25 protein-coding genes are annotated in these 26,803 nt (G+C 71.8%); 13 read left to right on the forward strand and 12 right to left on the reverse strand.

Going from position 1 to position 26,803, the window contains the following annotated elements; all coding sequences use genetic code 11:
* Positions 1-9: 9 nt before the first annotated feature.
* Together ACZ67M_RS29745 and ACZ67M_RS29750 are read right to left on the reverse strand one after the other, a co-directional pair.
* A complete protein-coding gene (locus ACZ67M_RS29745) occupies positions 10-2,703 on the reverse strand; it encodes an SUKH-4 family immunity protein (RefSeq protein ID WP_469853620.1) in 2,694 nt (897 codons plus the stop codon).
* Positions 2,704-2,710: 7 nt separating this feature from the next.
* Positions 2,711-3,706 (reverse strand): SMI1/KNR4 family protein, encoded by a 996-nt coding sequence (locus ACZ67M_RS29750; protein WP_161328293.1) that lies wholly within the window; start codon positions 3,704-3,706, stop codon positions 2,711-2,713.
* A 283-nt stretch (positions 3,707-3,989) separates the two neighbouring features.
* Here ACZ67M_RS29750 and ACZ67M_RS29755 point away from each other — a divergent pair, with 283 nt between their 5' ends.
* Positions 3,990-4,520 (forward strand): YwqJ-related putative deaminase, encoded by a 531-nt coding sequence (locus ACZ67M_RS29755; RefSeq protein WP_385800129.1) that lies wholly within the window; start codon positions 3,990-3,992, stop codon positions 4,518-4,520.
* 62 nt (positions 4,521-4,582) lie between these two features.
* The gene (locus tag ACZ67M_RS29760; protein ID WP_361357874.1) at positions 4,583-5,077 is read left to right on the forward strand and encodes an SUKH-3 domain-containing protein; all 495 of its coding nucleotides are present in this window, start codon (positions 4,583-4,585) and stop codon (positions 5,075-5,077) included.
* A gap of 30 nt (positions 5,078-5,107) precedes the next feature.
* Here ACZ67M_RS29760 and ACZ67M_RS29765 read toward each other — a convergent pair whose 3' ends face one another.
* Positions 5,108-6,415 (reverse strand): sensor histidine kinase, encoded by a 1,308-nt coding sequence (locus ACZ67M_RS29765; protein WP_385800127.1) that lies wholly within the window; start codon positions 6,413-6,415, stop codon positions 5,108-5,110.
* Between the two features lie 134 nt (positions 6,416-6,549).
* Here ACZ67M_RS29765 and ACZ67M_RS29770 point away from each other — a divergent pair, with 134 nt between their 5' ends.
* From ACZ67M_RS29770 to ACZ67M_RS29795, 6 genes are all read left to right on the forward strand, one after another.
* Positions 6,550-7,407 carry a terminase gpP N-terminus-related DNA-binding protein gene (locus ACZ67M_RS29770; protein ID WP_469853621.1) on the forward strand — a complete coding sequence of 286 codons (858 nt, stop codon included), beginning with the start codon at positions 6,550-6,552 and terminating at the stop codon, positions 7,405-7,407.
* A 210-nt stretch (positions 7,408-7,617) separates the two neighbouring features.
* Positions 7,618-9,066 (forward strand): bifunctional UDP-N-acetylglucosamine diphosphorylase/glucosamine-1-phosphate N-acetyltransferase GlmU, encoded by a 1,449-nt coding sequence (gene glmU / locus ACZ67M_RS29775; protein WP_385800125.1) that lies wholly within the window; start codon positions 7,618-7,620, stop codon positions 9,064-9,066.
* Positions 9,067-9,198: 132 nt separating this feature from the next.
* A complete protein-coding gene (locus ACZ67M_RS29780) occupies positions 9,199-10,173 on the forward strand; it encodes a ribose-phosphate diphosphokinase (RefSeq protein WP_125494724.1) in 975 nt (324 codons plus the stop codon).
* A 236-nt stretch (positions 10,174-10,409) separates the two neighbouring features.
* A complete protein-coding gene (locus tag ACZ67M_RS29785) occupies positions 10,410-11,012 on the forward strand; it encodes a 50S ribosomal protein L25/general stress protein Ctc (protein ID WP_361357862.1) in 603 nt (200 codons plus the stop codon).
* 102 nt (positions 11,013-11,114) lie between these two features.
* Complete coding sequence (gene pth / locus ACZ67M_RS29790) at positions 11,115-11,717, forward strand: aminoacyl-tRNA hydrolase (RefSeq protein WP_469853622.1); 603 nt, start codon at positions 11,115-11,117, stop codon at positions 11,715-11,717.
* A gap of 52 nt (positions 11,718-11,769) precedes the next feature.
* Complete coding sequence (locus ACZ67M_RS29795; protein ID WP_361357857.1) at positions 11,770-12,279, forward strand: hypothetical protein; 510 nt, start codon at positions 11,770-11,772, stop codon at positions 12,277-12,279.
* A gap of 75 nt (positions 12,280-12,354) precedes the next feature.
* Here ACZ67M_RS29795 and ppc read toward each other — a convergent pair whose 3' ends face one another.
* Positions 12,355-15,102 (reverse strand): phosphoenolpyruvate carboxylase, encoded by a 2,748-nt coding sequence (gene ppc / locus ACZ67M_RS29800; RefSeq protein ID WP_392017473.1) that lies wholly within the window; start codon positions 15,100-15,102, stop codon positions 12,355-12,357.
* Between the two features lie 290 nt (positions 15,103-15,392).
* Between ppc and ACZ67M_RS29805 the strand changes: the two genes are divergently transcribed.
* Genes ACZ67M_RS29805 through ACZ67M_RS29815 form a run of 3 tightly spaced genes read left to right on the forward strand, consistent with a single transcriptional unit; the run spans position 15,393 to position 18,283 of the window.
* Entirely contained in the window at positions 15,393-16,403 is a 1,011-nt protein-coding gene (locus ACZ67M_RS29805) for an acyl-CoA desaturase (RefSeq protein WP_122617000.1), read from the forward strand.
* Positions 16,400-17,077: a TetR/AcrR family transcriptional regulator gene (locus tag ACZ67M_RS29810; protein ID WP_064728310.1), complete on the forward strand. Its 678-nt coding sequence runs from the start codon at positions 16,400-16,402 to the stop codon at positions 17,075-17,077. Before ACZ67M_RS29805 ends, ACZ67M_RS29810 begins: the two co-directional genes overlap by 4 nt.
* Before the next feature lie 30 nt (positions 17,078-17,107).
* Positions 17,108-18,283 (forward strand): CaiB/BaiF CoA transferase family protein, encoded by a 1,176-nt coding sequence (locus tag ACZ67M_RS29815; RefSeq protein ID WP_467321788.1) that lies wholly within the window; start codon positions 17,108-17,110, stop codon positions 18,281-18,283.
* Between the two features lie 42 nt (positions 18,284-18,325).
* Here the strand turns inward: ACZ67M_RS29815 and ACZ67M_RS29820 are convergent, their stop codons facing one another.
* Positions 18,326-18,700: a VOC family protein gene (locus tag ACZ67M_RS29820; RefSeq protein ID WP_392102653.1), complete on the reverse strand. Its 375-nt coding sequence runs from the start codon at positions 18,698-18,700 to the stop codon at positions 18,326-18,328.
* Entirely contained in the window at positions 18,697-19,518 is an 822-nt protein-coding gene (locus tag ACZ67M_RS29825; RefSeq protein WP_469853623.1) for a trans-aconitate 2-methyltransferase, read from the reverse strand. The genes ACZ67M_RS29820 and ACZ67M_RS29825 overlap by 4 nt, the downstream gene beginning before the upstream one ends.
* 117 nt (positions 19,519-19,635) lie before the next feature.
* Between ACZ67M_RS29825 and tamR the strand changes: the two genes are divergently transcribed.
* A complete protein-coding gene (gene tamR, locus ACZ67M_RS29830) occupies positions 19,636-20,133 on the forward strand; it encodes a MarR family transcriptional regulator TamR (RefSeq protein WP_122616995.1) in 498 nt (165 codons plus the stop codon).
* Here the strand turns inward: tamR and ACZ67M_RS29835 are convergent.
* The gene (locus tag ACZ67M_RS29835) at positions 20,092-20,871 is read right to left on the reverse strand and encodes a response regulator transcription factor (protein WP_382808249.1); all 780 of its coding nucleotides are present in this window, start codon (positions 20,869-20,871) and stop codon (positions 20,092-20,094) included. The genes tamR and ACZ67M_RS29835 overlap by 42 nt on opposite strands.
* A 304-nt stretch (positions 20,872-21,175) precedes the next feature.
* On the opposite strand from ACZ67M_RS29835, the gene ACZ67M_RS29840 reads away from it, so the two are divergent.
* A complete protein-coding gene (locus ACZ67M_RS29840) occupies positions 21,176-21,637 on the forward strand; it encodes a GNAT family N-acetyltransferase (RefSeq protein WP_392017459.1) in 462 nt (153 codons plus the stop codon).
* Here the strand turns inward: ACZ67M_RS29840 and ACZ67M_RS29845 are convergent.
* From ACZ67M_RS29845 to galT, 5 genes are all read right to left on the reverse strand, one after another.
* Positions 21,634-22,695 carry a hypothetical protein gene (locus ACZ67M_RS29845; protein ID WP_467321797.1) on the reverse strand — a complete coding sequence of 354 codons (1,062 nt, stop codon included), beginning with the start codon at positions 22,693-22,695 and terminating at the stop codon, positions 21,634-21,636. The genes ACZ67M_RS29840 and ACZ67M_RS29845 overlap by 4 nt on opposite strands.
* The gene (locus tag ACZ67M_RS29850; RefSeq protein ID WP_469853624.1) at positions 22,683-23,336 is read right to left on the reverse strand and encodes a hypothetical protein; all 654 of its coding nucleotides are present in this window, start codon (positions 23,334-23,336) and stop codon (positions 22,683-22,685) included. Before ACZ67M_RS29850 ends, ACZ67M_RS29845 begins: the two co-directional genes overlap by 13 nt.
* Before the next feature lie 82 nt (positions 23,337-23,418).
* The gene (gene galK / locus ACZ67M_RS29855; RefSeq protein ID WP_392102646.1) at positions 23,419-24,582 is read right to left on the reverse strand and encodes a galactokinase; all 1,164 of its coding nucleotides are present in this window, start codon (positions 24,580-24,582) and stop codon (positions 23,419-23,421) included.
* 36 nt (positions 24,583-24,618) lie between these two features.
* On the reverse strand, positions 24,619-25,581 hold the full coding sequence (gene galE, locus ACZ67M_RS29860) for a UDP-glucose 4-epimerase GalE (RefSeq protein WP_361357830.1): 963 nt from the start codon (positions 25,579-25,581) through the stop codon (positions 24,619-24,621).
* Positions 25,578-26,639, reverse strand: a complete 1,062-nt coding sequence (gene galT, locus ACZ67M_RS29865; RefSeq protein WP_355829823.1) for a galactose-1-phosphate uridylyltransferase — start codon at positions 26,637-26,639, stop codon at positions 25,578-25,580. Before galT ends, galE begins: the two co-directional genes overlap by 4 nt.
* Between the last annotated feature and the right edge of the window lie 164 nt (positions 26,640-26,803).

The following is a 26,803-nucleotide window of genomic DNA, read 5'->3' on the forward strand; positions in this document are numbered from 1 at the left end:
CGGTCCGTCTCACAGCAGTCCGTCCCACATCTGCTCCAGCAGCACCGACCACCAGCTCTCCGGCGAGCCGAGCGCCGCCGGGTCCAGCGCGGCCAGCTGCGCCTGGAAGTCGACGGTCCAGCGGCCCGCCTGCTCCTGGTTCAGACCGAACCTGAGCCGCCACATCCGGCCCAGCAGCGCCAGCGAGCGCGCGAACTCCGGCAGCCCGGAGTTCACGAACTGCGGCGGCACCGGCGCACCGCCGGGACCCGCCTCCACCGGCACGGCCACGATGGCCGCGGTGCCGTACTGCACACAGATCGCGCGGCCGAAGTCGCTGCCGACGACGAGGTACGAACCCGCGTCCGAGGCCGGCTGCACCCCCCGTTCGGCCGCCAGCTCCGCCAGCGTGGGCACCGGGCGCCCCGGCTGGGCCTGCGCCCAGAAGAACGGCCCCATGTCCATCGGCAGACCCGCGGCCACCAGCGTGTGCGCCACGACCGGCGGCACGCCCTGCCGGGAGACCGCGGCCTGCTCGAACCGGAAGACCCCCGGTCCGAACGCGCCGCCCAGCTCCTGCCCGATCGCCTCCGGCGGAACCGGCGGCGCCGGCTGCACCTGCGGCAGCGGAGCGCGCACCGGCGCCGGACGGGCCGGCCCGTCGGCCACCTGGTGCAGCTCGCCCTGGTGCGCGAGCAGTTGCCGCATGCCCTGCTGCCGGCTCGCGTGGTCCGTGCCGTACGGGGCGATCGAGGTGATCCGCGCCTGCGGCCACTGCTCCCGGATCATCCGCGCGCAGTACGCGCCCGGCAGCTCGCACGACTCCAGCTCGGTGTGCAGCTCCAGCACCTGGTCCGGCGGGACGTTCATGGAGCGCAGCTCGTGGAACATCTGCCACTCCGGGTGCGGCGTGCCCGGCGCCGAACGCCGGATCAGCTGCTGTTCGGAGCCGTCGTGGGCGCGGTAGCGGAGCACGGCCTGGTAGCCCGGGCCGACGGTCGGCTGACCGGCGGGCGGCTGCGGATAGCCGTACGCCTGCGGCTGACCGGGCATCGGCTGGCCCGGGGGCGGCATGGCACCCGGCGGCATCGGCTGCCCGCCGCCGGGGACCCCCGGAGCGCCGGGCGGCGGCGGAGGCGCGCCGACTCCACCGGGCCCACCGAGCGAGGGCGCGGCCAGCACGGTCTGCGCGTGGTGCACGGCACCGCCCGCGCCGCCCGAGGAACCCTGCGCGCCGGGCATCCCCGGGGCGGCGGGCGGGGGCGGCGTACCCGGAGCCGCGGGCGCGCCCGGCGCACCGGGGGCCGCGGGAGCGCCGGGAGCCGCGGGGGCACCGGGCGGCCCGGGAGGACCCGGAGGCTGCGGCGCGCCGCCACCCGTGCGGCCCGGGTCGGCCAGCATCGTGGCGGCGTGGTGCATACCGCCCGGCGGCGTCCCGCCCGGAGCGCCCGGAGCGCTCGGTGGGGGCGGCGTACCCGGCGCCTGCGGAGCGGGGGGCGTACCGGGCGGCGCGGCAGGGGGCTGCGGCGCACCCGGCGGAGGCGGAGGCGTCCCAGGTCCGGCCGGCGCACCCGGGCCACCCGGACCCTCGGGCCCGAGCGAAGACACCAACTGCGTAGGCACGTACCCGCCGGCCGGCGTGCCCGGCGCCGGAGTCCCCGACGGCGGCGGCGTGACACCCGGCCGGCCGCCCGGCACACCCGGGGCACCGGGCGGAGGCGGCGTGGTCGGGCCACCGCCACGGCGCGGCGGAGGCGCCGCCTTGCTGGTCGCGGCGTCGGCGATGTCCCCGGCGTTCGGCGCGAGAGGCTGGGCCGGACCGGCGGGCGCACCCGGACCGGCGGGCGGCGGCGCGGCGGGCGGTGTCTGCGGCGCGGGCGGCGGCGGCGTGCCCGGACCGGCGGGCGCGGCCGACGCGGCCGGCTCGTCGAGCGCGGGCGACAGCGCCGTCGGCGGCAGCGAACTGCCGCCCGACATCAGCGCCGTCTTGGCGTCCGGCGTCGCGGGCGGCGGCGCGTCGTCGTCGGCACCGCTCAGCGGCGGCGAGAACACGGTCTGCGGCAGCGGTACGGAACGGTCCTCACCGGCGTCCGCGTTGGTGTCCGTCCCCGCCCAGGGCGTCGCCCCGGCAGGGGCGCCCGGCGTACCGGAGGCACCCGCGCCCGCCCCGGAGCCACCGTCACCACCGGACGCGGCGGCCGGCCACGCCGCACCGCTGCCCCCGGCAGGGGCCGACGCCACGCCGGCCTGCGTCTCGGGCAGCGGAGCGGCAGCACCGGCCACGGAACCGGAACCGGACGCACCGGTGCCCCCGGTGCCGCTGCCCTGATCCCCGCGCCTGCGGTCCGGAATCCCCAGCTTGTCCGCCGCCTCCTGCAACCACTCCGGCGGACTCAGCAGGAACGAGGTCTGGTTCAGGTCGACCCGCGCGGCGGGCGCCGGCTGCGCCTCCTCGGCCTCGTCGGGACGGCCGTACTCCTCCTCGTACCGGCGGATGACCTCACCCACCGGCAGCCCCGGCCACAGCGTCGCCTCCCCGCTGTCCCGGGCGATCACCAGCCGCTGCGCACCGCCGTCCGAACGCGGGCCGTCCGCACGGTCCTCGGCCCACACCACGAACCCGAGGTCGAACTCCCGCACGCGCACCTCACGGTGCTGGTACGCCGGCAGCTCGCCGTTGACCCACTCCTCCGCGCGCTCCTGCGCCTGCGCGAACGTCACCATCGTCAGCTCACTCCCCTACGGACGCCGGCGTCGCGGGCACCGCGTGCGCGAATCCGCCGTCCACCATCAGGTTCGCCACCGTCTCCAGCTCCGGCGGGGACCCCGCCAGCCGCGACAGGAACGCGTCGAAGTCCTCGCCGCAGGGCATCAGCAGCCGCTCCACCCGGTCCGCGGGCGGCACCGAGGGGTCCACGTCGCGCACGTCGTCGTAGGCGCAGAACCACACCGAACCGAGCCGGTCGCCCTTGACCTTCACCGCGAGCAGACCGCCCTGGACGAACGCGACACCCAGGTAGTCCTTGGTCAGGTGGTCCCGCAGACACTTGTTGACATAGACCAGGTCGTTGACCGCGGCCTCCTCACGCACCGTGAAGAACGGCTGGTCGACCAGCAGCCCCAGCTCGGCGTCGAGCGCCGTGCCGACCGGCGCGCAGCCGCCCGCCGCCTTCAGGAACGACCGGTACGCGCCCGGCAGCCGGTAGCCGAGGTCCTCCTCGACCCCCTGCACCTGCTGCTCCGACACCGCGACGCCCGACTTCGGCAGCCCGAAGTGCGCCGGACGCGTCTCCTGCAAGGGCCTGGTGCCGCGCTTGCCCTGGTCCACGGTCGCCGTCGCGATGCCGCCGTGGTGCCGCAGCAGCGCCTTCACCTCGACCGGCACCAGTTCCATCCGGCGCGAACCGGCCACGTGGTGCCACGTCCAGCCGTGCGGCGTCGCCACCGCGGGCACCGTGTCCCACAGCTCGTGCCCCGACGCGGACAGCGCCGCGTTGGCCGACACGTAGTCCGTCAGCCGCAACTCGTCGACGCCGAACCCCACGGGCGGCTCCGCGATCTCCGCCACCGCGCGGGCGTACGGCGAGAAGACGGGGTAGCCGCCCTCGTCGACCCGTACCCCTCTCGGGTGACGGGCCGCCCGCACCGGATCCGGGAAATGCACGACCTGCCCGGCATAGGCCGCGTTCGGCGGCGCGGCTCGCTGCCCGAGCCGACCTGTAGTCATGGCGGTTGCCCCCTGCGGCGTCTGTCTGATCTGTCTGCACTGTCTGAACTGTCTGGCCACCGCACGCAATCGCGGTGCCGACAGCCTATGCGGTACGTCGAGAGGGGTCACCGGCGCCGGACCCCGCACCCGACACGCCGACCTCCGCTTCCGTGACCTGCCGTCACCCTCCCGTGACACACGGCCCATACCCGGGCGTGTCGCCACGCCCCAGCTTCCCCAGCAGCCACGGGATTTGGCACTCTGTGACCATCCGGGGGATGCTCAGGAGGGGAAGATGATCATGAGTGCGACACAGACGGGACCCGCCACCGGGCGACCCGACGACCCCCGCGGCGGCGACCCCCGCATCGGCTGGAGCAGCGCCGAGGCCCCGCACACCCCCATCCTCCAGCACCGCCGCGACGGCATACTCCCGACCGTCGCCGCCGCCCTCTCCGTGCGCGGCACCACCCTCACCGGCACGGCCACCCGCGCCGACGCGCCGCCCGCTCTGCACCACCTCGTCCAGGACTTCCTCGACACCCTCACCAGCGGCCAACGAGACCGTTACACCGGCCGCTGCGCCGAGACGATCCTCATCTCACGGCACCTGGCCACCACCGACGCCACCCGCAGCAAACGCGCCGCACGAAAACCCATGACCAACGGCGAAGCCCGCAAAGCACTCAAACACGCCAAACTCACCACCCGCCGCATCCGCGAGGACGGCGACCCCCTGCACGGCAGCTTCGCCGCACCGTGCCGCGCCTGCACCGCCCTCAGCGCCCACTTCGGCGTCCGCGTCGTCGACCCCACGACCAGCGAGGACTGACCCGCCGGCCACCGACGCCGAGGACCGAGCCGCCAGCGCCGACCGAAGAGAACCAAGAGCCGATGCAAGCCGACCGCACCTCCACCACCCGCTTCCCCGTCCCCGTCGACGCCGCACTGCGCGACGCCGGCTGGCAACCCGGACGCTGGGACATCAAGCAGGCCGAGATCTGGGCCGACACCCTGCGCGAACACACCTCACCGGCCGGACACCGCCACACCGTCTTCCCCGCCGCCGTCGAGGCGTGGGCCGAGTTCGGCGGTCTTCACCTCACCCCCACGGGCCCCGGCCGCCAGATCGCGCCCGCGACCCTGCACCTCGACCCGCTGCACGGCCTCCACATGGCCCGCACCCTCGGCGACCTCGGCCGCGCCCTCGACACCCAGACCTGCCCCCTCGGCACCGAGACCGACAGCCAGGCCCTCATCGCCATCGACACCGAGGGCCGCGTCTACGTTCTCGACCACACCGGCGACTGGTACCTCGGCCCCGACATCGACACCGCCCTCGCGGCGCTCGTCGCCGGCACGCAGCCGACCCGCCTCACCACCGGCTGACCCCGCGCCGCACCAGGGCCCGCCGCGCGGCTACGACGCCGGAATCACCGCCGACACCCGGAATCCCCCCGCGTCCGTCGGCCCCGACACGAACACGCCCCCGAGCGCCGCCACCCGCTCCTTCATCCCCACCAGCCCGTTGCCGCCCGACGGCAGCCGCGCCGACGTCGCGGCCTCGGGCGGCGGCTCGTTCTCCACCTGCATCGCGATCTCCGACACCCGGTGCGCCAGCCGCACATACGTCTTCGCCCCCGCCGCGTGCTTGTGCACGTTCGTCAGCGCCTCCTGCACCACCCGGAACGCCGTCGCCTCCACCTCCGCCGCGTACACCCGCTCCTCCCCCTCCACGGACAGGTCGACGACCATCCCGGCCGCCTCCGACTGCCCGACCAACTCGTCCAGCTCGGACAGGCACGGACCGTCCGACTCCCCCTCGTCCGCCGCCCGGGACGCCGCCGCGGCCGCCGCCACGCCCACCGCCGCCAACGGCACCGAGGCCCGCTCCGCGCGGGCACCGTCCCCACCACTGCGCAGCACGCCGAGCATCTCCCGCAGCTCCGTCAGCGCCTGCCGCCCCATGTCCCCCACGAGCGCGGCGTTCTTCACCGCCTTCTCCGGATCCTTCCGGGCCACCGCCTGCAACGCCGCCGCGTGCACCACCATCAGGCTCACCCGGTGCGCCACCACGTCGTGCATCTCCCGGGCGATCCGCGTCCGCTCCTCGCCCCGCGCCCACTGCGCGCGCTCCTCCGCCCGCTCCGCGAGCAACTGGAGCTCCCGCTCCAGCGAGTCCGCCCGCTCCCGCAGGCTCTCCATCAACCGCCGCCGCTGCCCCACGTAGAGGCCGAGCAGCAACGGCGGAGCGGTCAGCCCGAGCGAGGTCGCGATCGACGCGAACGGCAGGAACCAGTCCCCCAGGTCCACCCCGTCCCGCGCCATGTCCTGCCGCAGCCGCACGAACGTCACGATCAACGTCCCCAGCAGCGACATCCCGGCGAGCGACCCGATGATCCGCCGCGGCAGCTCCGACGCCGCCAGCGTGTACAGGCCGACGACGCCCATCAGGAAGCCCATCTCGGCCGGCGTGACGGCGATCGCCACCAGCACCACCGCGATCGGCCACCTGCGCCGCACCACCAGCACCGAGCCGGCCAGCAGCCCGAAGACGACCCCCACCGCCAGCGGGATCCCGGCGTCCCGCGCGAACGGGACCCCCTCCGCCGCGCACTCCAACGCGGACACGGCACCGAGGCTCACGTCGAGCACCGCGCCGCGCCGCCTGTCCCACCACCAAGGCCCACCCCGGGCCGGCACGTGGTCTTCCCCCGTCGTGGTCATGCCTCCAGCCTACGGGCGCGAGCCGCCCCATTTCCGGTGACTTTCGACAAACGATAGGACGCGATATCCCTCGAACTGGTGAACCCTTCGCCATTCGGGGCCGGAGGCGAGGATTCCGGCCGGACGGTATGCCCATGGCACGTTCACGGAACAAGTACGCGGACTTCGAGGGCTTGCGGGAGCGGGCGGTGGCGCTGCGGCGGGCGGGCTACAGCCTTCGACAGATCCGCGACGAGTTGAAGATTTGCAACAACGACATCCTCAACCAACTGGTGAAGGGGGAGCCGCCGCCGGAGTGGACCAAGCGGCCGAACGCGAAGGACGACGTCAGGACCAAAGCGCGCGAGCTTCGACTCCAGGGCTGGACGTACGACCAGATCGAGGCCGAACTGGGGTGCTCCAAAAGCTCAGTGTCGCTTTGGGTGAGGGACCTACCGAAACCCGAGCCCCGATACACGCCACATGAGCAGCAGGCGCTGATGCGGGCGGGGCTCGCGCGCCTTCGCAGCAGCCAGGACGAGGAGCGGCAGCAGACCAAAGCGGCGGCCCAACTGGCCATCGGTGACTTGTCCGCCCGCGAGCTCTTTCTGGTAGGCGTTGGCCTGTACTGGGCGGAAGGAGGCAAGGACAAGCCGTACGACCGCCGCGAGAACGTCACCTTCGTCAACAGCGACCCCGATATGATCAAGGTCTTTCTGGCGTGGCTCCGCCTACTCGAAGTCGAACGCGAGCGTCTCCGGTTCACGGTCATGATCCACGAGAACGCCGACGTGGCGGGCGCGGAGCAGTTCTGGGCCGAACTCGTCCGCGCCGATCGCAGCGCCTTCAACAAGACGACACTCAAGCGCCACAACCCCAAGACAGTGCGCAAGAACGTAGGAGACTCCTACCGTGGGTGCCTCGTGATCAAAGTCCTCAAGGGCGCAGACCTCTACCGTCGCATCGAAGGCTCTTGGTACGGCATAGTGTTGGGTGCCGACTCGGCGACCTAACTAAATGTCCGGTTTAGTCGAGTTTCATCCCCCATGGTGTAATCAGGCAGCACTGAGGGTTTTGGTCCCTTAAGTTCAGGTTCAAATCCTGATGGGGGAGCTGTCGCCTGCGGGCCCTGACCACACGGTCAGGGCCCGCACTCATGCCCCCCACAAACAGCCCCGGTATCCTGCGGATGTCCCCACCCCCAAAAAGCCGAAGGGCATCCCGTGAGCGCCATTCGCCCGGCAGCCGTCGTCGTTCTCGCAGCGGGTGAGGGCACCCGTATGAAGTCGGCCACACCCAAGGTCCTGCACGAGCTGTGCGGCCGGTCCCTCGTGGGGCACGTGCTCGCCGCCTCCGGTGAGCTGGACCCGCAGAACCTGGTCGTCGTGGTCGGGCACGCCCGCGAGAAGGTCACCGCGCACCTCGCCGAGGTCGCCCCCGACGTACGCACCGCCGTGCAGGAGCAGCAGAACGGCACCGGGCACGCGGTGCGGATGGGCCTGGAGGCGCTGGGCGGCGCCGTGGACGGGACCGTGGTCGTGGTCTGCGGCGACACCCCGCTGCTGACCGGCGAGACCCTCAAGGCCCTCGCCACCACGCACTCCGCCGACGGGAACGCCGTGACCGTGCTGACGGCCGAGGTGCCGGACGCGACGGGGTACGGCCGGATCGTGCGGGAGGAGGCCACCGGCGCCGTCACCGCGATCGTGGAGCACAAGGACGCCTCCGAGGCGCAGCGGGCCATCCGGGAGATCAACTCCGGCGTCTTCGCGTTCGACGGGCGGCTGCTCGCCGACGCGCTGGGGAAGGTGCGGACGGACAACAGCCAGGGCGAGGAGTACCTGACGGACGTCCTCGGGATCCTGCGCGAGGCCGGGCACCGGGTCGGCGCCTCCGTGGCCGGCGACCACCGGGAGATCGCGGGCATCAACAACCGCGTGCAGCTCGCCGAGGCCCGCCGGATCCTCAACGACCGGCTGCTGACGCGGGCGATGCTGGCCGGCGTGACGGTCGTCGACCCGGCGAGCACGTGGGTCGACGTGACGGTGACGTTCGAGCAGGACGTCGTGGTCCACCCGGGTACGCAGCTGCACGGTGCGACGCACCTGGCCGAGGGCGCCGAGGTGGGGCCGAACTCGCGGCTCACGGACACCCGGGTCGGGGCGGGGGCGCGGGTGGACAACACCGTGTCCTACAGCGCGGACGTGGGCCCGCAGGCGTCGGTCGGTCCGTTCGCGTATCTGCGGCCGGGGACCCGTCTCGGTCTCAAGTCCAAGGTGGGGACGTACGTCGAGACGAAGAACGCGTCGGTCGGCGAGGGGACGAAGATCCCGCACCTGTCGTACGTGGGTGACGCGACGATCGGTGAGTACACCAACATCGGTGCCGCGAGCGTGTTCGTGAACTACGACGGGCAGGACAAGCACCACACGACCGTCGGCTCCCATTGCCGTACGGGTTCGGACAACATGTTTGTGGCTCCTGTCACGGTCGGGGACGGTTCCTACACCGCCGCCGGGTCGGTGATCACGAAGGACGTGCCGCCCGGTTCGCTGGCCGTGGCCCGCGGCCAGCAGCGGAATATCGAGGGCTGGGTGGCCCGGAAGCGTCCGGGGAGCGCGGCGGCGAAGGCGGCCGAGGCGGTCTCCCGGGAGGCGGGAAGCGAAGACTGACCGGAAACCGGCGCGTCGAACACGGCGTACCGTGATAAGTGCACATCCGCACCCCACCAGCTGAGACGCCCCCGCGGCCAGTCGGGAGAGCGCCCGTGACGCTCAGCTGCGAACCTCTGAGGAGACAGTGCTGTGACCGGGATCAAGACGACCGGCGAGAAGAAACTGATGTTCTTCTCCGGCCGCGCCCACCCCGAGCTTGCCGAGGAGATCGCCCACCAGCTGGGTATCGGGGTCGTCCCGACGAAGGCGTTCGACTTCGCCAACGGCGAGATCTACGTGCGTTATCAGGAGTCGGCGCGTGGTGCGGACTGTTTCCTGATCCAGAGCCACACGGCCCCGATCAACAAGTGGGTCATGGAGCAGCTGATCATGATCGACGCGCTGAAGCGCGCGTCGGCCCGCTCCATCACGGTCATCGTGCCGTTCTACGGTTACGCGCGGCAGGACAAGAAGCACCGCGGACGTGAACCGATCTCGGCGCGTCTGATCGCGGACCTGATGAAGACCGCGGGTGCGGACCGGATCCTCGCCGTGGATCTGCACACGGACCAGATCCAGGGGTTCTTCGACGGCCCGGTGGACCACCTTTTCGCGCTGCCGCTGCTCGCGGACTACGTGGGCGCGAAGGTGGACCGTTCGAAGCTGACGGTGGTCTCTCCGGACGCGGGCCGGGTACGGGTGGCGGACCGCTGGTGCGACCGTCTGGGCGCGCCGCTGGCGATCGTGCACAAGCGGCGCGACAAGGACGTGGCGAACCAGGTCACGGTGCACGAGGTCGTGGGTGACGTGAAGGGGCGCATCTGCGTCCTGGTCGACGACATGATCGACACCGGCGGCACCATCTGCGCCGCCGCGGACGCCCTGTTCGCGCACGGTGCGGAGGACGTCATCGTGACGGCGACGCACGGTGTGCTGTCGGGTCCGGCGGCGGACCGGCTGAAGAACTCGAAGGTGAGCGAGTTCGTGTTCACGGACACGCTGCCCACGCCGAACGAGCTGGAGCTGGACAAGATCACGGTGCTGTCGATCGCGCCGACCATCGCGCGCGCGGTGCGCGAGGTGTTCGAGGACGGTTCGGTGACGAGCCTGTTCGACGAGCAGTGAGTTTCGACGAGCTGTGAGTTCCGACGAGCTGTGACAGTCGTGCAGTAACCGTTCTGCACAGCACGTGGAGATCGTTTTGGGTGCGGCCTCCCCCTCCGAGTAGACTGCTGAAGTTGCTCGGCGAGGGAGGCCGTACCCGTGTCGCGGGTTCGGTTGTCCGTTATCGACGCGCTCTTCGTAGCAGGCCGTTCGTGGCCGGGTGACCACGTCCGTTTCTACCTCTACGAGGAGTGATCATGTCCGAGGTGAAGATCTCCGCCGGCACGCGCACCGAGTTCGGCAAGGGTGCCGCCCGCCGTATCCGCCGTGACGACAAGGTTCCCGGCGTTCTGTACGGCCACGGTTCCGACCCGCTGCACCTGACGCTGCCGGGCCACGAGCTGCTCATGGCGCTGCGTACGCCGAACGTCCTGATCGCGCTGGACATCGACGGCAAGACCAACGAGCTGGCGATCCCGAAGTCCGTGCAGCGTGACCCGATCAAGGGCTTCCTGGAGCACGTCGACCTGCAGCTCGTGAAGCGCGGCGAGAAGGTCGAGGTCACGGTTCCGGTCCAGGCCGAGGGCGAGCTGGCCCCGGGCAACTTCCTGCTGGAGTACGTCCTGGACGCGCTGCCGGTCGAGGCCGAGGCCACGCACATCCCGGAGCAGGTCACCGTGTCGGTGGAGGGTCTGGAGGCCGGTGCCTCGATCCACGCCAAGGACGTCAAGCTGCCGTCCGGCGTGACGCTGGCCGTCGACGAGGACGCCGTCGTGCTGCAGGTCCTGGCCGCGCAGGCCGAGGAGCCCGCCGCCGAGGGCGAGGGTGAGACCGAGGGCGAAGAGGCCGCCGAGGCCTGATCGTCCCCCGGGTCCGGTGGGGCCCGGGTCATCATGTGGTCGGCCGCTGTTCCCGTGCGGAGCAGCGGCCGACGCGTATGTGCGGACGGGTAGCGAGGAGACATGGACGTGACGACGGACGCGAGTGCGCCCTGGCTGATCGCCGGCCTGGGCAATCCGGGCCCCGAGTACGCCGCGAACCGGCACAACGTCGGCTTCATGGTGGCGGATCTGCTGGCGGACCGGATGGGGGCGCGGTTCAAACGGCACGGCAAGGCGCAGGCCCAGGTGGTCGAGGGGCGGATCGGCCCGCCCGGGCCGGCCGGCCGGCGGGTGATCCTGGCGAAGCCGATGTCGTTCATGAACGTGTCGGGCGGCCCGGTGACGGCGCTGGCGGACTTCTACAAGGTCCCGCTCGCCAACATCGTGGCGGTGCACGACGAGTTGGACATCGACTACGGCGTGCTGCGGCTGAAGCTGGGCGGCGGGGACAACGGGCACAACGGGCTGAAGTCGATCACGAAGGCGCTGGGCCGGGACTACCACCGTGTCAGGTTCGGGATCGGGCGGCCGCCGGGGCGGATGCAGGTGGCGGACTTCGTGCTGCGTGACTTCGTGTCGGCGGAGCGCAAGGAGCTGGACTACTTCGTGGACCGGGCGGCGGACGCGGTGGAGGCTCTGGTCATCGAAGGGCTGGAGCGGGCGCAGAGCGCGTACAACTCCTGACTTGTCCGTTGATGGCGCTCGGACGAGTTGACCGAGCGCTCAGGTATGGCCAATGATCCCGGCCATGCCTGCCTCCGCCGCCGCCCCTCGCCCCCGTCAGGCCTCGTACGCCCTGCTTCGATTCGGCCGGATGGCGGCGATGGGCACGGTCGCGGCGCTGATCCTGATCGCGGGTGTGTGGGCGTCCTGGGGCACGGCGCAGCACGTGCTGCTGACCAAGGGCCGGGAGCAGGGCACGGTCGAGGTGACGGGGTGCGCCGACGGTTCGTGCAGCGGCCCGTACGCGCCGGTGTCGGCGGGGTCCCGGGAGCGGGAGCGGGTCGTCATGGAGGACTCGGTCGCCGTGGCCAAGGGGCGGACGTACTCGGTGGTGGTGAAGCCGGGGAGCGACGAGGTGGTGCGTTCCGGTCCGGCGGGGGTGCTGTACGCGTGGGTGCCGCTGGGCGGGGCGCTGCTGCTGGCGTCGGTGGTGGTGGCCGGAGGCCTGCGGCGGACGCGGATGGCGTGGGCGATGGCCGGGGCGGGTGTGGCGCTGCTGACGGCGGCGTTCTTCGCGGTGTGAGTTTCCCGCGTACGCATGGCGGTGCCCCCGGGCTCTCGGTGAGCGCGGGGGCACCGTCCTGTTGAAGCGCCGCGGTCAGCCGGTGTTGCGCAGGCCCGCCGCCACGCCGTTGACGGTGAGGAGCAGGGCGCGGGCGAGGAGCGGGTCGGGGTCCGTGCCGGCGGCGGCCGCCTCGCGCTGGCGGCCGAGGAGGGCGACCTGGAGGTAGGAGATGGGGTCCAGGTAGGCGTCGCGGATGCCGAACGTCTGCTTGAGGACGGGGTCGGCGTCGAGCAGTTCGGTCTCGCCGGTGACCCGCAGGACCTCCTGGACGGTCAGCTCGTGCTCGGCCTTGATGGCGTCGAAGACGTGCTTCAGCTCGTCGGGGACGAGGGTGTCGACGTAGTGCTGCGCGATCCGCAGGTCGGTCTTGGCGAGGGTCATCTCGACGTTGGAGATGAAGTTGCGGAAGAAGTGCCAGTGCTGGTGCATCTCCGCGAGGACGGCGTCCCCCTCCTGGCGCACGCCCGCCTCGCGCAGCGCCTTGAGGCCGGAGCCGACGCCGAACCAGCCGGGGACGATCTGCCGCGACTGGGTCCAGCCGAACACCCACGGGATGGCCCGCAGTCCGTCGAGCGAGACGCCCGAGCCGGGGCGGCGCGAGGGCCGCGAGCCCAGGTGCAGGTCGGCGAGCTGGTCGACCGGCGTGGAGGCCAGGAAGTACGCGGGCAGGTCGGGGTCCTCGACGAGTGACCGGTACGCGGTGTGGGCGGCGTCGGAGACGACGTCCATGGCGGCGTCCCAGCGGGCGAGGGCCTCGTCGGACTGGCGGGGCGCGGTGTGCAGCGCGGACGCCTGGAGGGTGGCCGCGACGGTCAGTTCCAGGTTCTCCCTGGCCAGCGACGGGATGAGGTACTTGTCGGAGATGACCTCGCCCTGCTCGGTGACCTTGATCTCGCCCTCCAGGGTGCCCCAGGGCTGGGCGAGGATCGCGTCGTGGGTGGGACCGCCGCCGCGGCCGACGGTGCCGCCGCGGCCGTGGAAGAGGCGCAGCCGCACGCCGTGGCGGTGGGCGACGTCGCGCAGCCGGCGCTGGGCGCGGTGGATCTCCCACTGCGAGGTGGTGATGCCGCCGAACTTGGAGGAGTCCGAGTAGCCGAGCATGACCTCCTGGACGTCCCCGCGCAGCGCGACCAGGCGCCGGTAGGAGGGGTCGGCGAGGAGGTCCTCCAGGATGGTGTCGGCGGCCTTCAGCTCGTCGGTGGTCTCCAGGAGCGGCACGATGCCGATCTTCGCCCAGCCGGCGTGCAGGTCGATCAGGCCGGCCTCGCGGGCCAGCACGGCGGCGGCGAAGACGTCGTCGGCGCCCTGGCACATCGAGATGATGTAGGACTCGATGACCTCGGGGCCGAAGACCTCCAGGGCGCGCCGGACCGTCTGGAAGACGCCGAGGGTCTTCTCGCCGGGCGCGTCGACGGGCGCCGGGGTGGGCGCCAGCGGACGCCGGGAGCGCAGCTCCTTGGCGAGGAGCTTGGCGCGGTACTCGCGCGGCATGTCGGCGTAGCGCCAGGACTCCTCGCCGAGCCGGTCGAAGAGCTGGCCGAGCGCGTGGTGGTGGGCGTCGGCGTGCTCGCGGACGTCCAGGGTGGCGAGCTGGAGGCCGAAGGCGGCCAGGGTGCGGATGGTGCGGGCCAGGCGGCCGTCGGCGAAGAGGCCGCCGCGGTGCTCGCGCAGGGAGGCCTGGATCACGCGCAGGTCGTCGAGGAGTTCGGCGGTGCCGAGGTAGTCGCGGCCGTCCTCGTGGGAGGTGCCCTTGGCGAGGCGCTGCTTGGTGTTCTCCAGCTTCTGCCGGATGCAGGTGGCCTTGAGCCGGTAGGGCTCCTCGGCGTTGAGCCGCTTGTAGCGGGGGCTGATCTCGGGGAGCCGGTCGAGGTCGGCCTGGAGGGAGGCGAGGAGTTCCTCGGTGGCGCCGGCGTAGCGGATCGAGTTGGAGAGGAAGCCGCGCAGCTCGTCGATCATCTCCAGGGCGTCGTTGATGCCGTGCTCGTGCTGGAGGATGAGGACGTCCCAGGTGACCTGGGGGGTGACGTTGGGATTGCCGTCGCGGTCGCCGCCGATCCAGCTGCCGAAGGTGAGCGGGCGGGTGTCGTCGGGGAGCTTGACGCCGGCCCGCTCCAGCTCCGCGGTCAGGTCCTCCAGGACGTCGCCGACGGCGCCCGCGTGCAGCTCGTCCAGGTAGTAGATGGCGTTGCGGGCCTCGTCGGCGGGCTCGGGGCGGACCACGCGGAGTTCGTCGGTCTGCCACACGAGGTCGATGTTCTCGGCGAGGCGGGTGTCCAGGCGGCGCCGGTCGGACTCGATGACCGGGGTGTCCAGGAGGGCGGCGATGCGGCGCAGCTTGTTGAGGACGGAGCGGCGCGCGGCCTCGGTGGGGTGCGCGGTGAAGACGGGGCGCACGTTGAGGTTGCGGACGGTCTCCTGGAGGTGCTCCGGGTCGGCGTCCTTGAGGCGGTCGGCCGTGCGGGCGAGCAGTCCCCCCTCGGCGGCGCGCTTGGCGCCCAGCTCACGGCCCCGGTGCACCTGCTCGGTGACGTTGGCGAGGTGGAAGTAGGTGGAGAAGGCGCGGACCAGCTTGGCCGCGGTCTCCAGTTCGGTGCCGCGCAGCAGTTCGGCTGCGGCCTCGCCGTCCTCTCGGGTGAGTCGGCGCACCTTCTCGACGAGTTCCAGCAGCTCGGGGCCTTCCTGCCTCACGAGGGTCTCTCCGAGGAGGTCGCCCAGCCGGCGGATGTCGGCTCGCAGTTCGCTGCTGGTCGTCGTGGTGGTCTGGTCGTCGGCACTGCTCACAGGTGCGGCTCCTTGCAGTGTTGAAGCTCGTCTGGGAGGGAACCCGAACGGCGTCTCGCGCGGCGGGCGCCGCTTACGGGCCGGACGTCCGGGAATTATTCAGAGCGGACCGCGCTGTCCGACCGACTCCCAGGATAGGTGTCGGCCCGGACGCGCAGGTTCTCGGGCTCTTGCCGCGCGGCAACGCGCTGCCATACTTACGTCGCCGTAGGTTACGGAACCGTAGGAAAACGTGCATGGTTCCCGAGGCCCGGCACCGGACCCCACCCTCGACCCCACAGGGGACGCGCATGACCACGAGTTCCGATGTGATCCCAGACGCTTCACAGCCCTCCGGCGACGCCGCCGCGTCGTCCGCCACGCTGGGCGGTGAGCAGAAACGGTCGATCGAGCAGATCACCCTGCTGCTGTTCATCGCCGTCCCGTTCCTCGCGCTGGTGGCGGCGGTGCCGCTGGCGTGGGGGTGGGGCGTGAGCTGGCTGGACCTGGGTCTGCTGGTCTTCTTCTACTTCCTCGGCTGCCACGGCATCACGATCGGCTTCCACCGTCACTTCACCCACGGCTCCTTCAAGGCGAAGCGGCCGCTGAAGATCGCGCTGGCGATCGCGGGCTCGATGGCGGTCGAGGGGCCGCTGGTCCGCTGGGTGGCCGACCACCGCAAGCACCACAAGTTCTCCGACGACGAGGGCGACCCGCACTCGCCGTGGCGGTACGGGGAGACGGTGCCCGCCCTGATGAAGGGCCTGTGGTGGGCCCACATCGCATGGATGTTCGACGAGGAGCAGACGTCGCAGGAAAAGTACGCGCCGGACCTGATCAAGGACCCGGCGCTGCGCGCGATCTCCCGCCAGTTCGTCCTGTGGACGCTGCTGTCGCTGGCCCTGCCCGCGCTGATCGGCGGGCTGGTCACGATGTCCTGGTGGGGAGCGTTCACCGGCTTCTTCTGGGGTTCACTCGTCCGGGTGGCGCTGCTGCATCACGTGACCTGGTCGATCAACTCGATCTGCCACGCGGTGGGCAAGCGCCCCTTCAAGTCGCGGGACCGCTCGGGCAACGTGTGGTGGCTGGCGATCCTGTCCTGCGGCGAGTCCTGGCACAACCTGCACCACGCCGACCCGACCTCGGCGCGGCACGGCGTCATGCGCGGTCAGCTCGACTCGTCCGCGCGGCTGATCCGCTGGTTCGAGGCGTTCGGATGGGCGTACGACGTGCGCTGGCCGTCACGCTCGCGTATCGATTCGCGCCGCAACACCGAGCAGGACGGCGCCCGCCGCCGTAAGGAGACGGCGAAGGCTGCATGATTGACGGCGTGGCGACCGACTCCAGCAGCACCCCAGGCAACGAGAAGCCCAGGCGCGCGCGCCGCACCCGGATGACCGGTGCCGAGCGCCGCCAGCAGTTGCTGGAGATCGGCCGCACCCTCTTCGCGGCGAAGGGCTTCGAGGGCACCTCCGTGGAGGAGATCGCGGCGAAGGCCGGGGTCTCCAAGCCGGTGGTGTACGAGCACTTCGGCGGCAAGGAGGGGCTGTACGCGGTGGTGGTGGACCGCGAGATGCGGCGGCTGCTCGACATGGTGACCGGCTCGCTGACCGCCGGCCACCCGCGCGAGCTGTGCGAGCAGGCCGCCTTCGCGCTCCTGGACTACATCGAGGAGTACACGGACGGATTCCGCATCCTGGTCCGCGACTCCCCCATCCCGCAGTCGACGGGCTCCTTCGCCTCGCTGATCTCCGACATCGCCACCCAGGTGGAGGACATCCTGGGCCGTGAGTTCAAGAACCGCGGCTTCGACGCCAAGCTGGCCCCGCTGTACGCGCAGGCGCTGGTCGGCATGGTGGCGCTGACCGGCCAGTGGTGGCTGGACGTGCGCAGGCCGAAGAAGGCGGAGGTCGCCGCCCACCTGGTGAACCTGGCCTGGCACGGCCTGGACGGCCTGGAGCCCAAGCCCCGGCTCATAGGGCACCGCAAGAGCTGACCGCGGCCACCGGTACCGGGGAGAACACAGATGCAGCCGCTGCGCGGAGTCACGGTCGTCTCGCTGGAGCAGGCGATCGCCGCACCCTACGCGAGCCGTCAGCTCGCCGACCTCGGCGCCCGGGTGATCAAGGTGGAGCGCCCCGGCACGGGGGACTTCGCCCGCGCCTACGACTCCCGGGTGAAGGGACTCAGCTCGCACTTCGTGTGGGCCAACCGCGGCAAGGAGTCCCTCACCCTGGACATCAAGGACCCCCGCGGCAAGGACGTGCTGCTCCGGCTGATCGCGGGCGCCGACGTGTTCCTCCAGAACCTGGCGCCGGGGGCGGCGGCACGCGCGGGGCTGGGCGCCGAGGAGCTGCGGGCGCTCCACCCGGAGCTGATCGTCTGCGACATCTCGGGCTACGGCAGCCCGGGGCCCTACGAGGGGCGCAAGGCGTACGACCTGCTGGTGCAGTCCGAGGCGGGGCTGCTCTCCGTCACGGGCACGCCGGACGAGATGGCCAAGGTGGGCATCCCGGTGTCGGACATCGCGGCGGGCACGCACGCCTACAGCTCGATCCTGGCGGCGCTGCTGGAACGCGGGCGGACCGGCCGGGGCACGCACCTGGACGTGTCGATGCTGGAGGCCACCGTGGAGTGGATGGGCTTCCCCCTGTACTACGCGTACGACGGCGGCGAGCCGCCGCCCCGGGCGGGTGCCGCGCACGCGACCATCCACCCGTACGGCCCGTACACGGCCGGGGACGGGAAGACCGTCATGATGGCCGTGCAGAACGAGCGGGAATGGCGCGGCTTCTGCACGGTCTTCCTGAACCGCCCGGAGCTGGCCGACCACCCGCACTACGCCACCAACGCGGACCGCAACGCGCACCGCGAGGCGCTCGGCGCGATCGTCGCGGCCCGTTTCGCGGAGCTGACCGGCGCGGAGGCGATCGAGCTGCTCGGCGCGGTGCCGGTCGCGGGCGCGCGGGTCAACACGCTCGCCGAGGTCTGGGACCACCCGCAGCTCGCCGCGCGCGGGCGCCGGCACGAGGTCGCGACACCGGCCGGTCCGGTTCCGGCACTGGCTCCGCCGGGCCCGACCGGGGACGCGCCCCGCATGGACGCCGTACCGGCGCTGGGCGAGCACACCCGCGCCATCCTGGGCGAGCTGGGCCTGTCCGGCGACGCCGTCGACGTGCTGGTCGAGGAGGGCGTGGCGTGACTGGGGCGGGTCACCTGGGGAGCGCGTCCGGTGCGCCCGGCGTCATGGGCGGGGGCGCTCGCCGGGCTCCAGGAACTCCAGGCGGTTGCCGACCGGGTCGGCGCAGTAGAAGCGCCGGTGGCCGGGCAGCTCGTCGTCCCAGGTGACGGACGCGCCCCGGGCCTCCAGCCGGGCGGCGTAGGCCTCGATCCCGGTGACCCGCAGCCCGGGATGGGCCTTGCGGGCGGGGCGGAAGCCGGGCTCGATCCCCAGGTGGAGCCGGACGGTGCCCGCCTGGAACCAGCAGCCGCCGCGGGCGGCGAGCACGGGCGGCTTGGGGGTCTCGGCCATGCCGAGGACGCCCGTGTAGAACGCGCGCAGCGACTCCTCGGAGCCGGGCGGCGCGGCGAGCTGCACGTGGTCGACCGCGGTGATCACGACTTTGCCGGCTTGCGGGCGACGGCGAAGACGCGGCGGAACGGGAAGGCGGTGCCGTGCGGTCCGGCCGGGTAGGCGGCGCGGAGGACCGTCCGGTACTCCTCGACGAAGGTGTCGCGGGCGGCCGGGTCGTCGTCGAGAGCGGCCAGTACGGGGCGCAGTCCCGTTCCCTTCACCCAGTCGAGCACGGCGTCCTCGCCGTCCAGCAGGTGGACGTACGTCGTCTCCCAGACGTCGGCGGTGCAGCCGGTGGCCGTGAGGTGGGCGAGGTAGGCCTCGGGGGTGAGGACGGCGTCGTCGTGGCGCAGGACGCCCGCGAGACGGTCCCGCCAGCGCCGGGAGTGGGCGAGTTCGCGCATCAGGCGGTGGCTGGGGGCGTCGAAGTTGCCGGGCACCTGGAAGGCGAGGGTGCCGCCGGGGGCGAGCCGGTCGATCCAGTCGGGGAGGCGGTCGACGTGGCCGGGGACCCACTGGAGGGTGGCGTTGCTGACGAGGAGGCCGAGGGGCTCGTCGGGGGTCCAGGTGCGGGCGTCGGCGGGGGCGAAGTCGAGGTGGCCGCCGCCGGGGGTGGGGCCGGCGTACTGCCGGGCCCGGTCGAGCATCTGGGGCGAGTTGTCGTAGCCGGTGATGCGGGCGGTGGGCCAGCGGTCGGCGAGCAGGACGGTGGCGTTGCCCGGGCCGCAGCCGAGGTCGGCGATGCGGGGCGGGTCGCCCGGCAGGTCCGGGACACGGGCGAGGAGGTCGGCGAAGGGCCGGGCGCGGTGATCGGCGTGGCGGAGATACTGGGCGGGGTCCCAGGCGGGGGCGGTGGCGGGCATGGACTCTCCAGGGTGGCCGGGCGGGACGGGTACCCAGCGTCGCGGGCAAACTATCTCGACGTCAAGACAATCGACATCAAGAGACTTCACGTCGACACAACCCTTACACTGATCGACATGGAGGACGAGGTCGATCGACTGGTCGCAGCGTGGCGCCGGGAGCGCCCGGACCTCGACGTGGAACCGCTGGAGGTGCTGAGCCGGGTCAGCAGGCTCGCCCGGCACCTGGACCGCGCCCGCCGGCTGGCTTTCTCCGAGCACCAGTTGGAGCCCTGGGAGTTCGACGTGCTCACCGCACTGCGCCGGGCCGGCACCCCGTACCAGCTCTCACCGGGCCAGCTCCTCACCCAGACCCTGGTCACCTCGGGCACGATGACCAACCGTATCGACCGCCTGGCCAAGAAGGGCCTGGTCGAGCGGCTGCCCGACCCCAGCGACCGGCGCGGCGTGCTGGTCCGGCTCACGGACGAGGGCCGCGACCGCGCCGACCAGTCACTCGCCGGGCTCCTGGCGCAGGAACGGGCCATCCTGGCCGAGCTGTCCCGCGCCCAGCGCAGCGAACTGGCGGCACTGCTACGCCAGCTGACCGCCCCGTTCGACAACATCCCCGGTTAGGGGCCTCTCCAAGTCGGCGGGACCGACCCCCGCCCTCCTCGCCAGCGCCACCGCCGCGAGGGTGGAGTGGACGCCCAGCTTGCCCAGCACGTTCTGCATGTGGGTCCGCACGGTGTGCGGGGACAGGTAGAGCCGCTCGGCGACGGCCTTGCGCCCGAGCCCGGCCACCATGCACCGCAGCACCTCGCGCTCCCTCGGAGTCAGCGACTCCACCAGGCGCTCGCTCTCGGTGCGGTGCTTGCGGGCGGCGGTCAGTTCGCGCAGGACGCCGGTGAGCAGGGCGGGCGGCAGATGCGTCTCGTCGCGCAGCACGCCCCGGATGACGCTGAGCAGCCGCGACAGGGAGCAGTCCTTCGCGACCCACCCGGAGGCGCCGGCCCCGAGCGCCAGCGCCGCCCGCCGGGGGTCGTCCCGGCCGGCGAGGACGACGATCCGTACCCCCGGCTGCCCCGACCGCACGCCGGCGACCAGCGAGATCCCGTCCACCAGCCCGTCCTCGTTGCCCTCCCGCACGGGCACGGCGGGGCGGGTGCCGGGCACCCGGCCGCCCAGGTCGGCGTCGACGAGCAGCACGTCGAACGGCCGCCCCTCGGACGCGGCCCGCTCAAGGCAGCGCAGTGCGGCCGGACCGCTGCCGGCCGCTGAGACGTCGACGTCGGGCTCGGCGGCCAGCGCGGCGGCGAGCGACTCGGCGAAGATGCGGTGGTCGTCGACGACCAGGACTCGGATACGAACCACGGAACCCCCTCCCCCGCGCTCCTCCCGGAGCAGGGGATACCCATCGTCTGTCCATCACGGGAGGACGACACCGGCACGGGCACGGCGCCCGAAGCCCCGTATCCAGCGGTGCGCTCGGTGCTCCGGGTGGGAACGCCGCGGCCGCACGGCCGCCGCCGCGCCTGCACCGCTGTCCCGCCCCGAGCGCCGTACCCGGCTGTCTCGCCCCCTGAACGGCACCGGCCCCCACCGGTGCTGTTCATCAGAGTACGGGCGGGCGCCGGGAGCGGAAGGTTATTTGCAGAACTGACAGCCCCGCCCGTTTATGGTGAGCCGCATGTTTCGTCTTGTGACAGAAGTCGACAAAGCACGACGCGATCTGCTGCGCACCCGCCTGCGGGAGACGAACACCGCGGCGTCCTCGGTCCTGCGTTCGCTGCGCGGAACCCCTCACGAACGCGAATTCCCGTTGCACGTCTGGCTGCTGGACACCTCCGGCGGCCTGGCCGGCGGCCTCGTCGGCCACACCTGGGCGACCTGGCTGCACGTGACCTATCTGTGGGTCGACGCCCGCCACCGCGGCACGGGCCTGGGCTCGGCCCTCCTCAAGGAGGCGGAACACTCGGCCCGCACCGAACGCGGCTGCGTGGCCGCCCGCGTGGAGACCTGGGACTTCCAGGCCCCGGACTTCTACACGCGCCACGGCTACGACGTGATGTGCGTGATCCCCGACTACCCGCCGGGGGTCACGGAGTACACGCTGGTGAAACGGCTGGCCGCGGCCTAGCGGTTGACGGCCTGGATCTCCTGGACGACGACGTCCTGGCCCGCCCCGAACTCGCCGTCGGGCAGGTCGCCGCCGGCGCCGGTCGTGCTCGTCCAGCTGATCTTCCACGTGACGGTGGCCCGGAGTCGGTACGAACCCTCGCCGGAGGAACGCAGGTACTTCACCCCGCACGGCGGTGTCTCGTCGGCCTTGCCCTTGGCGTAGGGCGCGCCGATCCGTCCGTCCCGGATCTCGCACTGCCCGGACGACGGGTAGGTGATGGCGTCGTCCGTGCCCGGGGTGATCTTCAGCGACACCGGTTCGGCCGTGGTCGTCGCGCTGAGGCCGAGCATGGGGACGGAGGCGGTGACGGAGACGGGCTTGAACTCGGCAGTGTCGAGCCACGCCCAGGTCGGCAGGTTCACCTTCGTGGCACCCTCCGGCGCCAGGTCGACCTCGGTCGAGGGCACGCGGATCTCGGCGTAGGCGAGTTGGGCGAGCGTCTCGGCGGTGATGGCCTGGGGGCGGTCGGGGGGTGGCGCGTCGCCCTCATCGACCCAGAAGGGCAACTCGTCGCACTCCTGCGACGCCGGATCGGCCTCACGCCCCTCGGTGACGTACGAGTCCCACCAGTATCCCTCGCCGTCCTTGTCCTTGTTGAAGTCCTTGTAGGGCTGCCCGTTGACGAAGTAGTTCTGGGTCTTCAGGGCCCACTCGTGACTGGGCGCACTGCTCTCCCACACCTGCCGCATCTGCGCGTCGAGTTCCTTGGCCGTGTGCTTGGGCGCGTAGTAGCAGGCGGGGGGTGTCCAGGAGGTACTGGATGCGACGGCGCCGGCCGACTTACCGGTCCCGTTCCTGGACCGATCAAACACGATCACTCCACCGACGCCCGCCTTGAGCGTGTCGCCTTCACGATCACCCGATGCGCTCGTGTCGGCCGCCGGTCCGGGGTCTCCGATGGAGCCGGCTCCAGGATTGGTCTTGTCCGCGAAGGCGCTGGGCATCGAGCAAAGCCACAACGACCCTGCGGCGACCGCGACGGCTCCGAGGCGCAACAACCGCATCACGGCTGGCACCCGGTGGCGCCACGGGCCGAAGTGATCTTCACGAGCTCCCAGACACCCTGCTTGTTCTTGGCGACCTCGACGCTGTAGGCCACATAACTGTCCTTGCTCACCTTCGTGCCCGTGAGCTCACCGGTCTTGATGACCTTGCTGTAGGCCTTGCTCTCGTCGGCGCAGTAGCCGATCGCCGCACTGGTTTCGGACTTCACCTTCACGGCACGGTCGAAGTACCGAGTCGTGCCCGTCACCGTCCAGCCCGCGTCCTTGAAGCCCTGGACCCATTTCTCGGCGGCGGCGGCGCCCTCTCCCTCCGTGTAGAACTCCAGGGCGGGAAGGCGTGGATCCTGAGCAACGATCGCCGCGTCCAACGCCCGGACGAATTCGGCGTTGTCGCGCAGAATGGCGTCTTCGACGGATTTCCCGGTCTCTTCCGGCGAGAAGACGTCCTTGACGTCCGACGGCAACGTGACCTTCGGCCGCTCGGCGGAGCCCGTCGTGCTCGGCGAAGCCGACGTCGGTGGCTTGCTCGTGTCCGCGCCCGCGATCTTGTCGTTGCCGCCGGAGTCTTCGTCACCGCCCCCGCACGCGGACAGCGTCAGGGCCGCGGTGGCGGCGAACGCGGCGGCTGTGAGGAACGTGGGGCGGCGATTCACGGATGGCTCCCGGTGGGGCGAGGGTTCACACGAGTGGCCCACGCTATCTACCGGGAGTGACGACCAACCAGTTGGGTTCCCGTCAGAGGAGCCGCCGCGCCCCCGCCGACGGCACCGCCTCGAACACCCGGGGAGCCGTGAAGGCCGCCGCCGCGAAGGCCTCTTCCACGGCCTTGGTGACGGCGTCCACGTCGGCGGCCTCGGCCAGGACGATCGCCGAGCCGCCGAAGCCGCCGCCGGTCATCCGGGCGCCGAGGGCGCCGGAGGCGAGGGCGGTGTCGACGACCAGGTCCAGCTCCGGGCAGGAGATGCGGAAGTCGTCGCGCAGCGAGACGTGGCCCTCGACGAGGACGGGCCCGATGGCGCGGGTGTCGCCGGATTCCAGGAGGGACACGACGCGCTCCACGCGCTCGTCCTCCGTGACGACGTGCCGGACGAGACGGCGTACCTCCTCCTCGTCGCCCAGCCGTTCCAGCGCCGCGTCCAGGTCGGCGTAGGGCACGTCGCGCAGGGCGTCGACGCCGAGCAGCGCGGCGCCCTTCTCGCAGCCCGCGCGGCGCTTGCCGTACTCGCCCTCGCTGTGGGAGTGCTTGACCTGCGTGTCGACCACGAGCAGGCGCATGCCCTCGGCGGCGAGGTCGAAGGGGATCTGCCGCTGGGAGAGGTCGCGGGTGTCGAGGAACAGGGCGTGGCCCGCCTCGCAGCACGCCGACGCCGTCTGGTCCATGATGCCGACCGGCGCGCCGACGTAGACGTTCTCCGCGCGCTGGCACAGGCGGGCCAGCTGCCAGCCGCGCAGGCCGAGCGCGTAGAGGTCGTTCAGGGCCAGGGCGACGACGACCTCCAGGGCCGCCGAGGAGGAGAGGCCCGCGCCGGACGGGACCGTGGAGGCGAGGTGCACGTCGGCGCCGGTCAGCTCGTGGCCCGCCTCGCGCAGCGCCCAGACGACACCGGAGGGGTACGCCGTCCAGGACTTGTCCGACCCGGGGTCCAGGTCGGCCACGCGCAGCTCGACGGGGCCCCCGGTGACGTCCGCCGAGTGCAGGCGCAGGATGCCGTCGTCGCGCCGGGAGACGGCGGCGACCGCGGTGTGCGGCAGGGCGAACGGCATGACGAAGCCGTCGTTGTAGTCGGTGTGTTCGCCGATCAGGTTGACCCGGCCCGGCGCGGCCCACACCCCTTGCGGTTCCGCCCCGTACAGCTCCCGGAACCGCTCGCCGACGGTCCCTGCGACAGCCTCGCCCATGCCCTGACCCTCACCCTTCCGGTGACTTGGTAAGTACTAGCCCGCGCGGCGCTGCGCGAACTGCCACGCGTCCGCCACGATCCCCGCGAGATCCGCGCGGGACGGGTTCCAGCCCAGTTTCTCGCGTGCCGTGTCCGCCGACGCCACCAGGACCGCCGGGTCGCCGCCCCGTCGGGGGGCCACGACCTCGGGGATCGGGTGGCCGGTGACGCGGCGGACGGTCTCGACGACCTCGCGGACGGAGAACCCGTTGCCGTTGCCCAGGTTGCAGATGAGGTGCTCGCCGGGGGCGGCCGCCCCCACCGCGAGCAGATGGGCCTCGGCCAGGTCGGCGACGTGGATGTAGTCGCGTACGCAGGTGCCGTCCTGGGTCGGGTAGTCGTCGCCGAAGACGGAGATCGCGTCGCGCCGGCCCTGGGCCACCTGGAGGACGAGCGGGATCAGGTGCGACTCGGGGTCGTGGCGTTCGCCGTACTCGCCGTAGGCGCCCGCGACGTTGAAGTAGCGCAGCGACACCGCGCCCAGGCCGTGGGCCGCCGCCTCGCCGCTGATCATGTGGTCGACGGCGAGCTTGGAGGCGCCGTACGGGTTGGTGGGCTTCGTCGGCGCGGACTCGGGGATCGGGACCTGGTCCGGTTCGCCGTACGTGGCGGCCGTGGAGGAGAAGACGAGCCGCCGCACGCCCGCGCCCCGCATGGCCTCCAGCAGGGCCATGGTCCCGCCGACGTTGTTGTCCCAGTACTTCTCGGGCTTCACGACCGACTCCCCCACCTGGGAGAAGGCGGCGAAGTGCAGCACGCCGTCGAAGGTGGAGTCCAGCCACTTGGCGGCGTCGCGGATGTCCCCCTCGATGAAGGAGGCGCCCGCCGGCACCCCCTCACGGAATCCGGTCGAGAGGTTGTCGAGGACGACGACCTCGTGCCCCGCCTCCACCAGATGCTGGGCGACGACGCTGCCGACGTAACCCGCACCGCCCGTCACCAGGTACTTCCCGCTCATGAACTCGCTACCTCTCGCAGTCGCTCGGCCGCGCGCTCCGGGGGCACGTCGTTGATGAACACGTTCATGCCGGACTCGGAGCCCGCGAGGAACTTCAGCTTGCCGGACGTACGGCGGATGGTGAAAAGCTCCAGGTGCAGCGCGAAGTCGTCGCGCGTCACGCCCTCGAACTCCTCCAGCTGCCCGAACGGGGCCTGGTGCCAGGCCGCGATGTAGGGCGTCGGAGGCTCTCCCTCACCGAAGATCCGGTCGAAGCGCCTCAACAGTTCCAGATAGACCTGGGGGAACTCTGTGCGCGCCGCCTCGTCGAGCCCGAGCAGGTCGGGCACCCTGCGCTTGGGGTAGAGGTGCACCTCGTACGGCCAGTGCGCCGCGTACGGCACGAAGGCCACCCACTCCTCACTCTCCAGGACTACCCGCTCACCGGCCAGTTCCTCCGCCAGGACGGCGTCGAACAGGTTGTCCCCGCCCGTCGCGTCCTTGTGGGCGGCGAGTGAACGGAGCATCAGGGCGGTGCGGGGCGTGGTGAAGGGGTAGGCGTAGATCTGCCCGTGCGGGTGACCCAGCGTCACACCGATCTCGGCGCCCCGGTTCTCGAAGCAGAACACCTGTTCAACGGAGGGCAGATGGGACAGCTCGGAGGTGCGGTCGGTCCAGGCGTCGAGCACGAGCCGGGCCTGCTCCTCGCTCAGGTCGGCGAAGGAGGCGTCGTGGTCGGAGGTGAAGCAGACGACCTCGCAGCGGCCGGAGTCGCCGGCCAGCGAGGGGAAACGGTTCTCGAAGACCACGACGTCGTACGACGAGTCCGGGATCTCGCTCAGCCGCTCGCCCTGCGAGGGGCACAGCGGGCACTGGTCGGCCGGCGGGTGGTAGGTGCGGCCCTGGCGGTGCGAGGCGACGGCGATCGAGTCGCCGAGCAGGGGATCGCGGCGGACCTCGGAGGTGGTGACGGTCCGCTCCAGCGGACGGTGGTCCACCGCGTCGCGCACGGTGTCGTCACGCAGGTCGTAGTAGACCAGCTCGCGGCCGTCGGCCAGCCGGGTAGAGGTCTTCTTCACTGCCGCACTCCTCTGCACCCACTGATGCGCTCACCAGTCACCCAACACAATCAAACATAACACATCACAACCCACCACGGCCCGTCGTTCATCACAATCAAACAAAGTTCATCACCAGAAGTGTTCAATTACTGAACGCGGAGGCGTAGGTTCCGCTCCGGATC

The sequence above is a fragment of the Streptomyces sp. NPDC107500 genome, assembly GCF_055582785.1.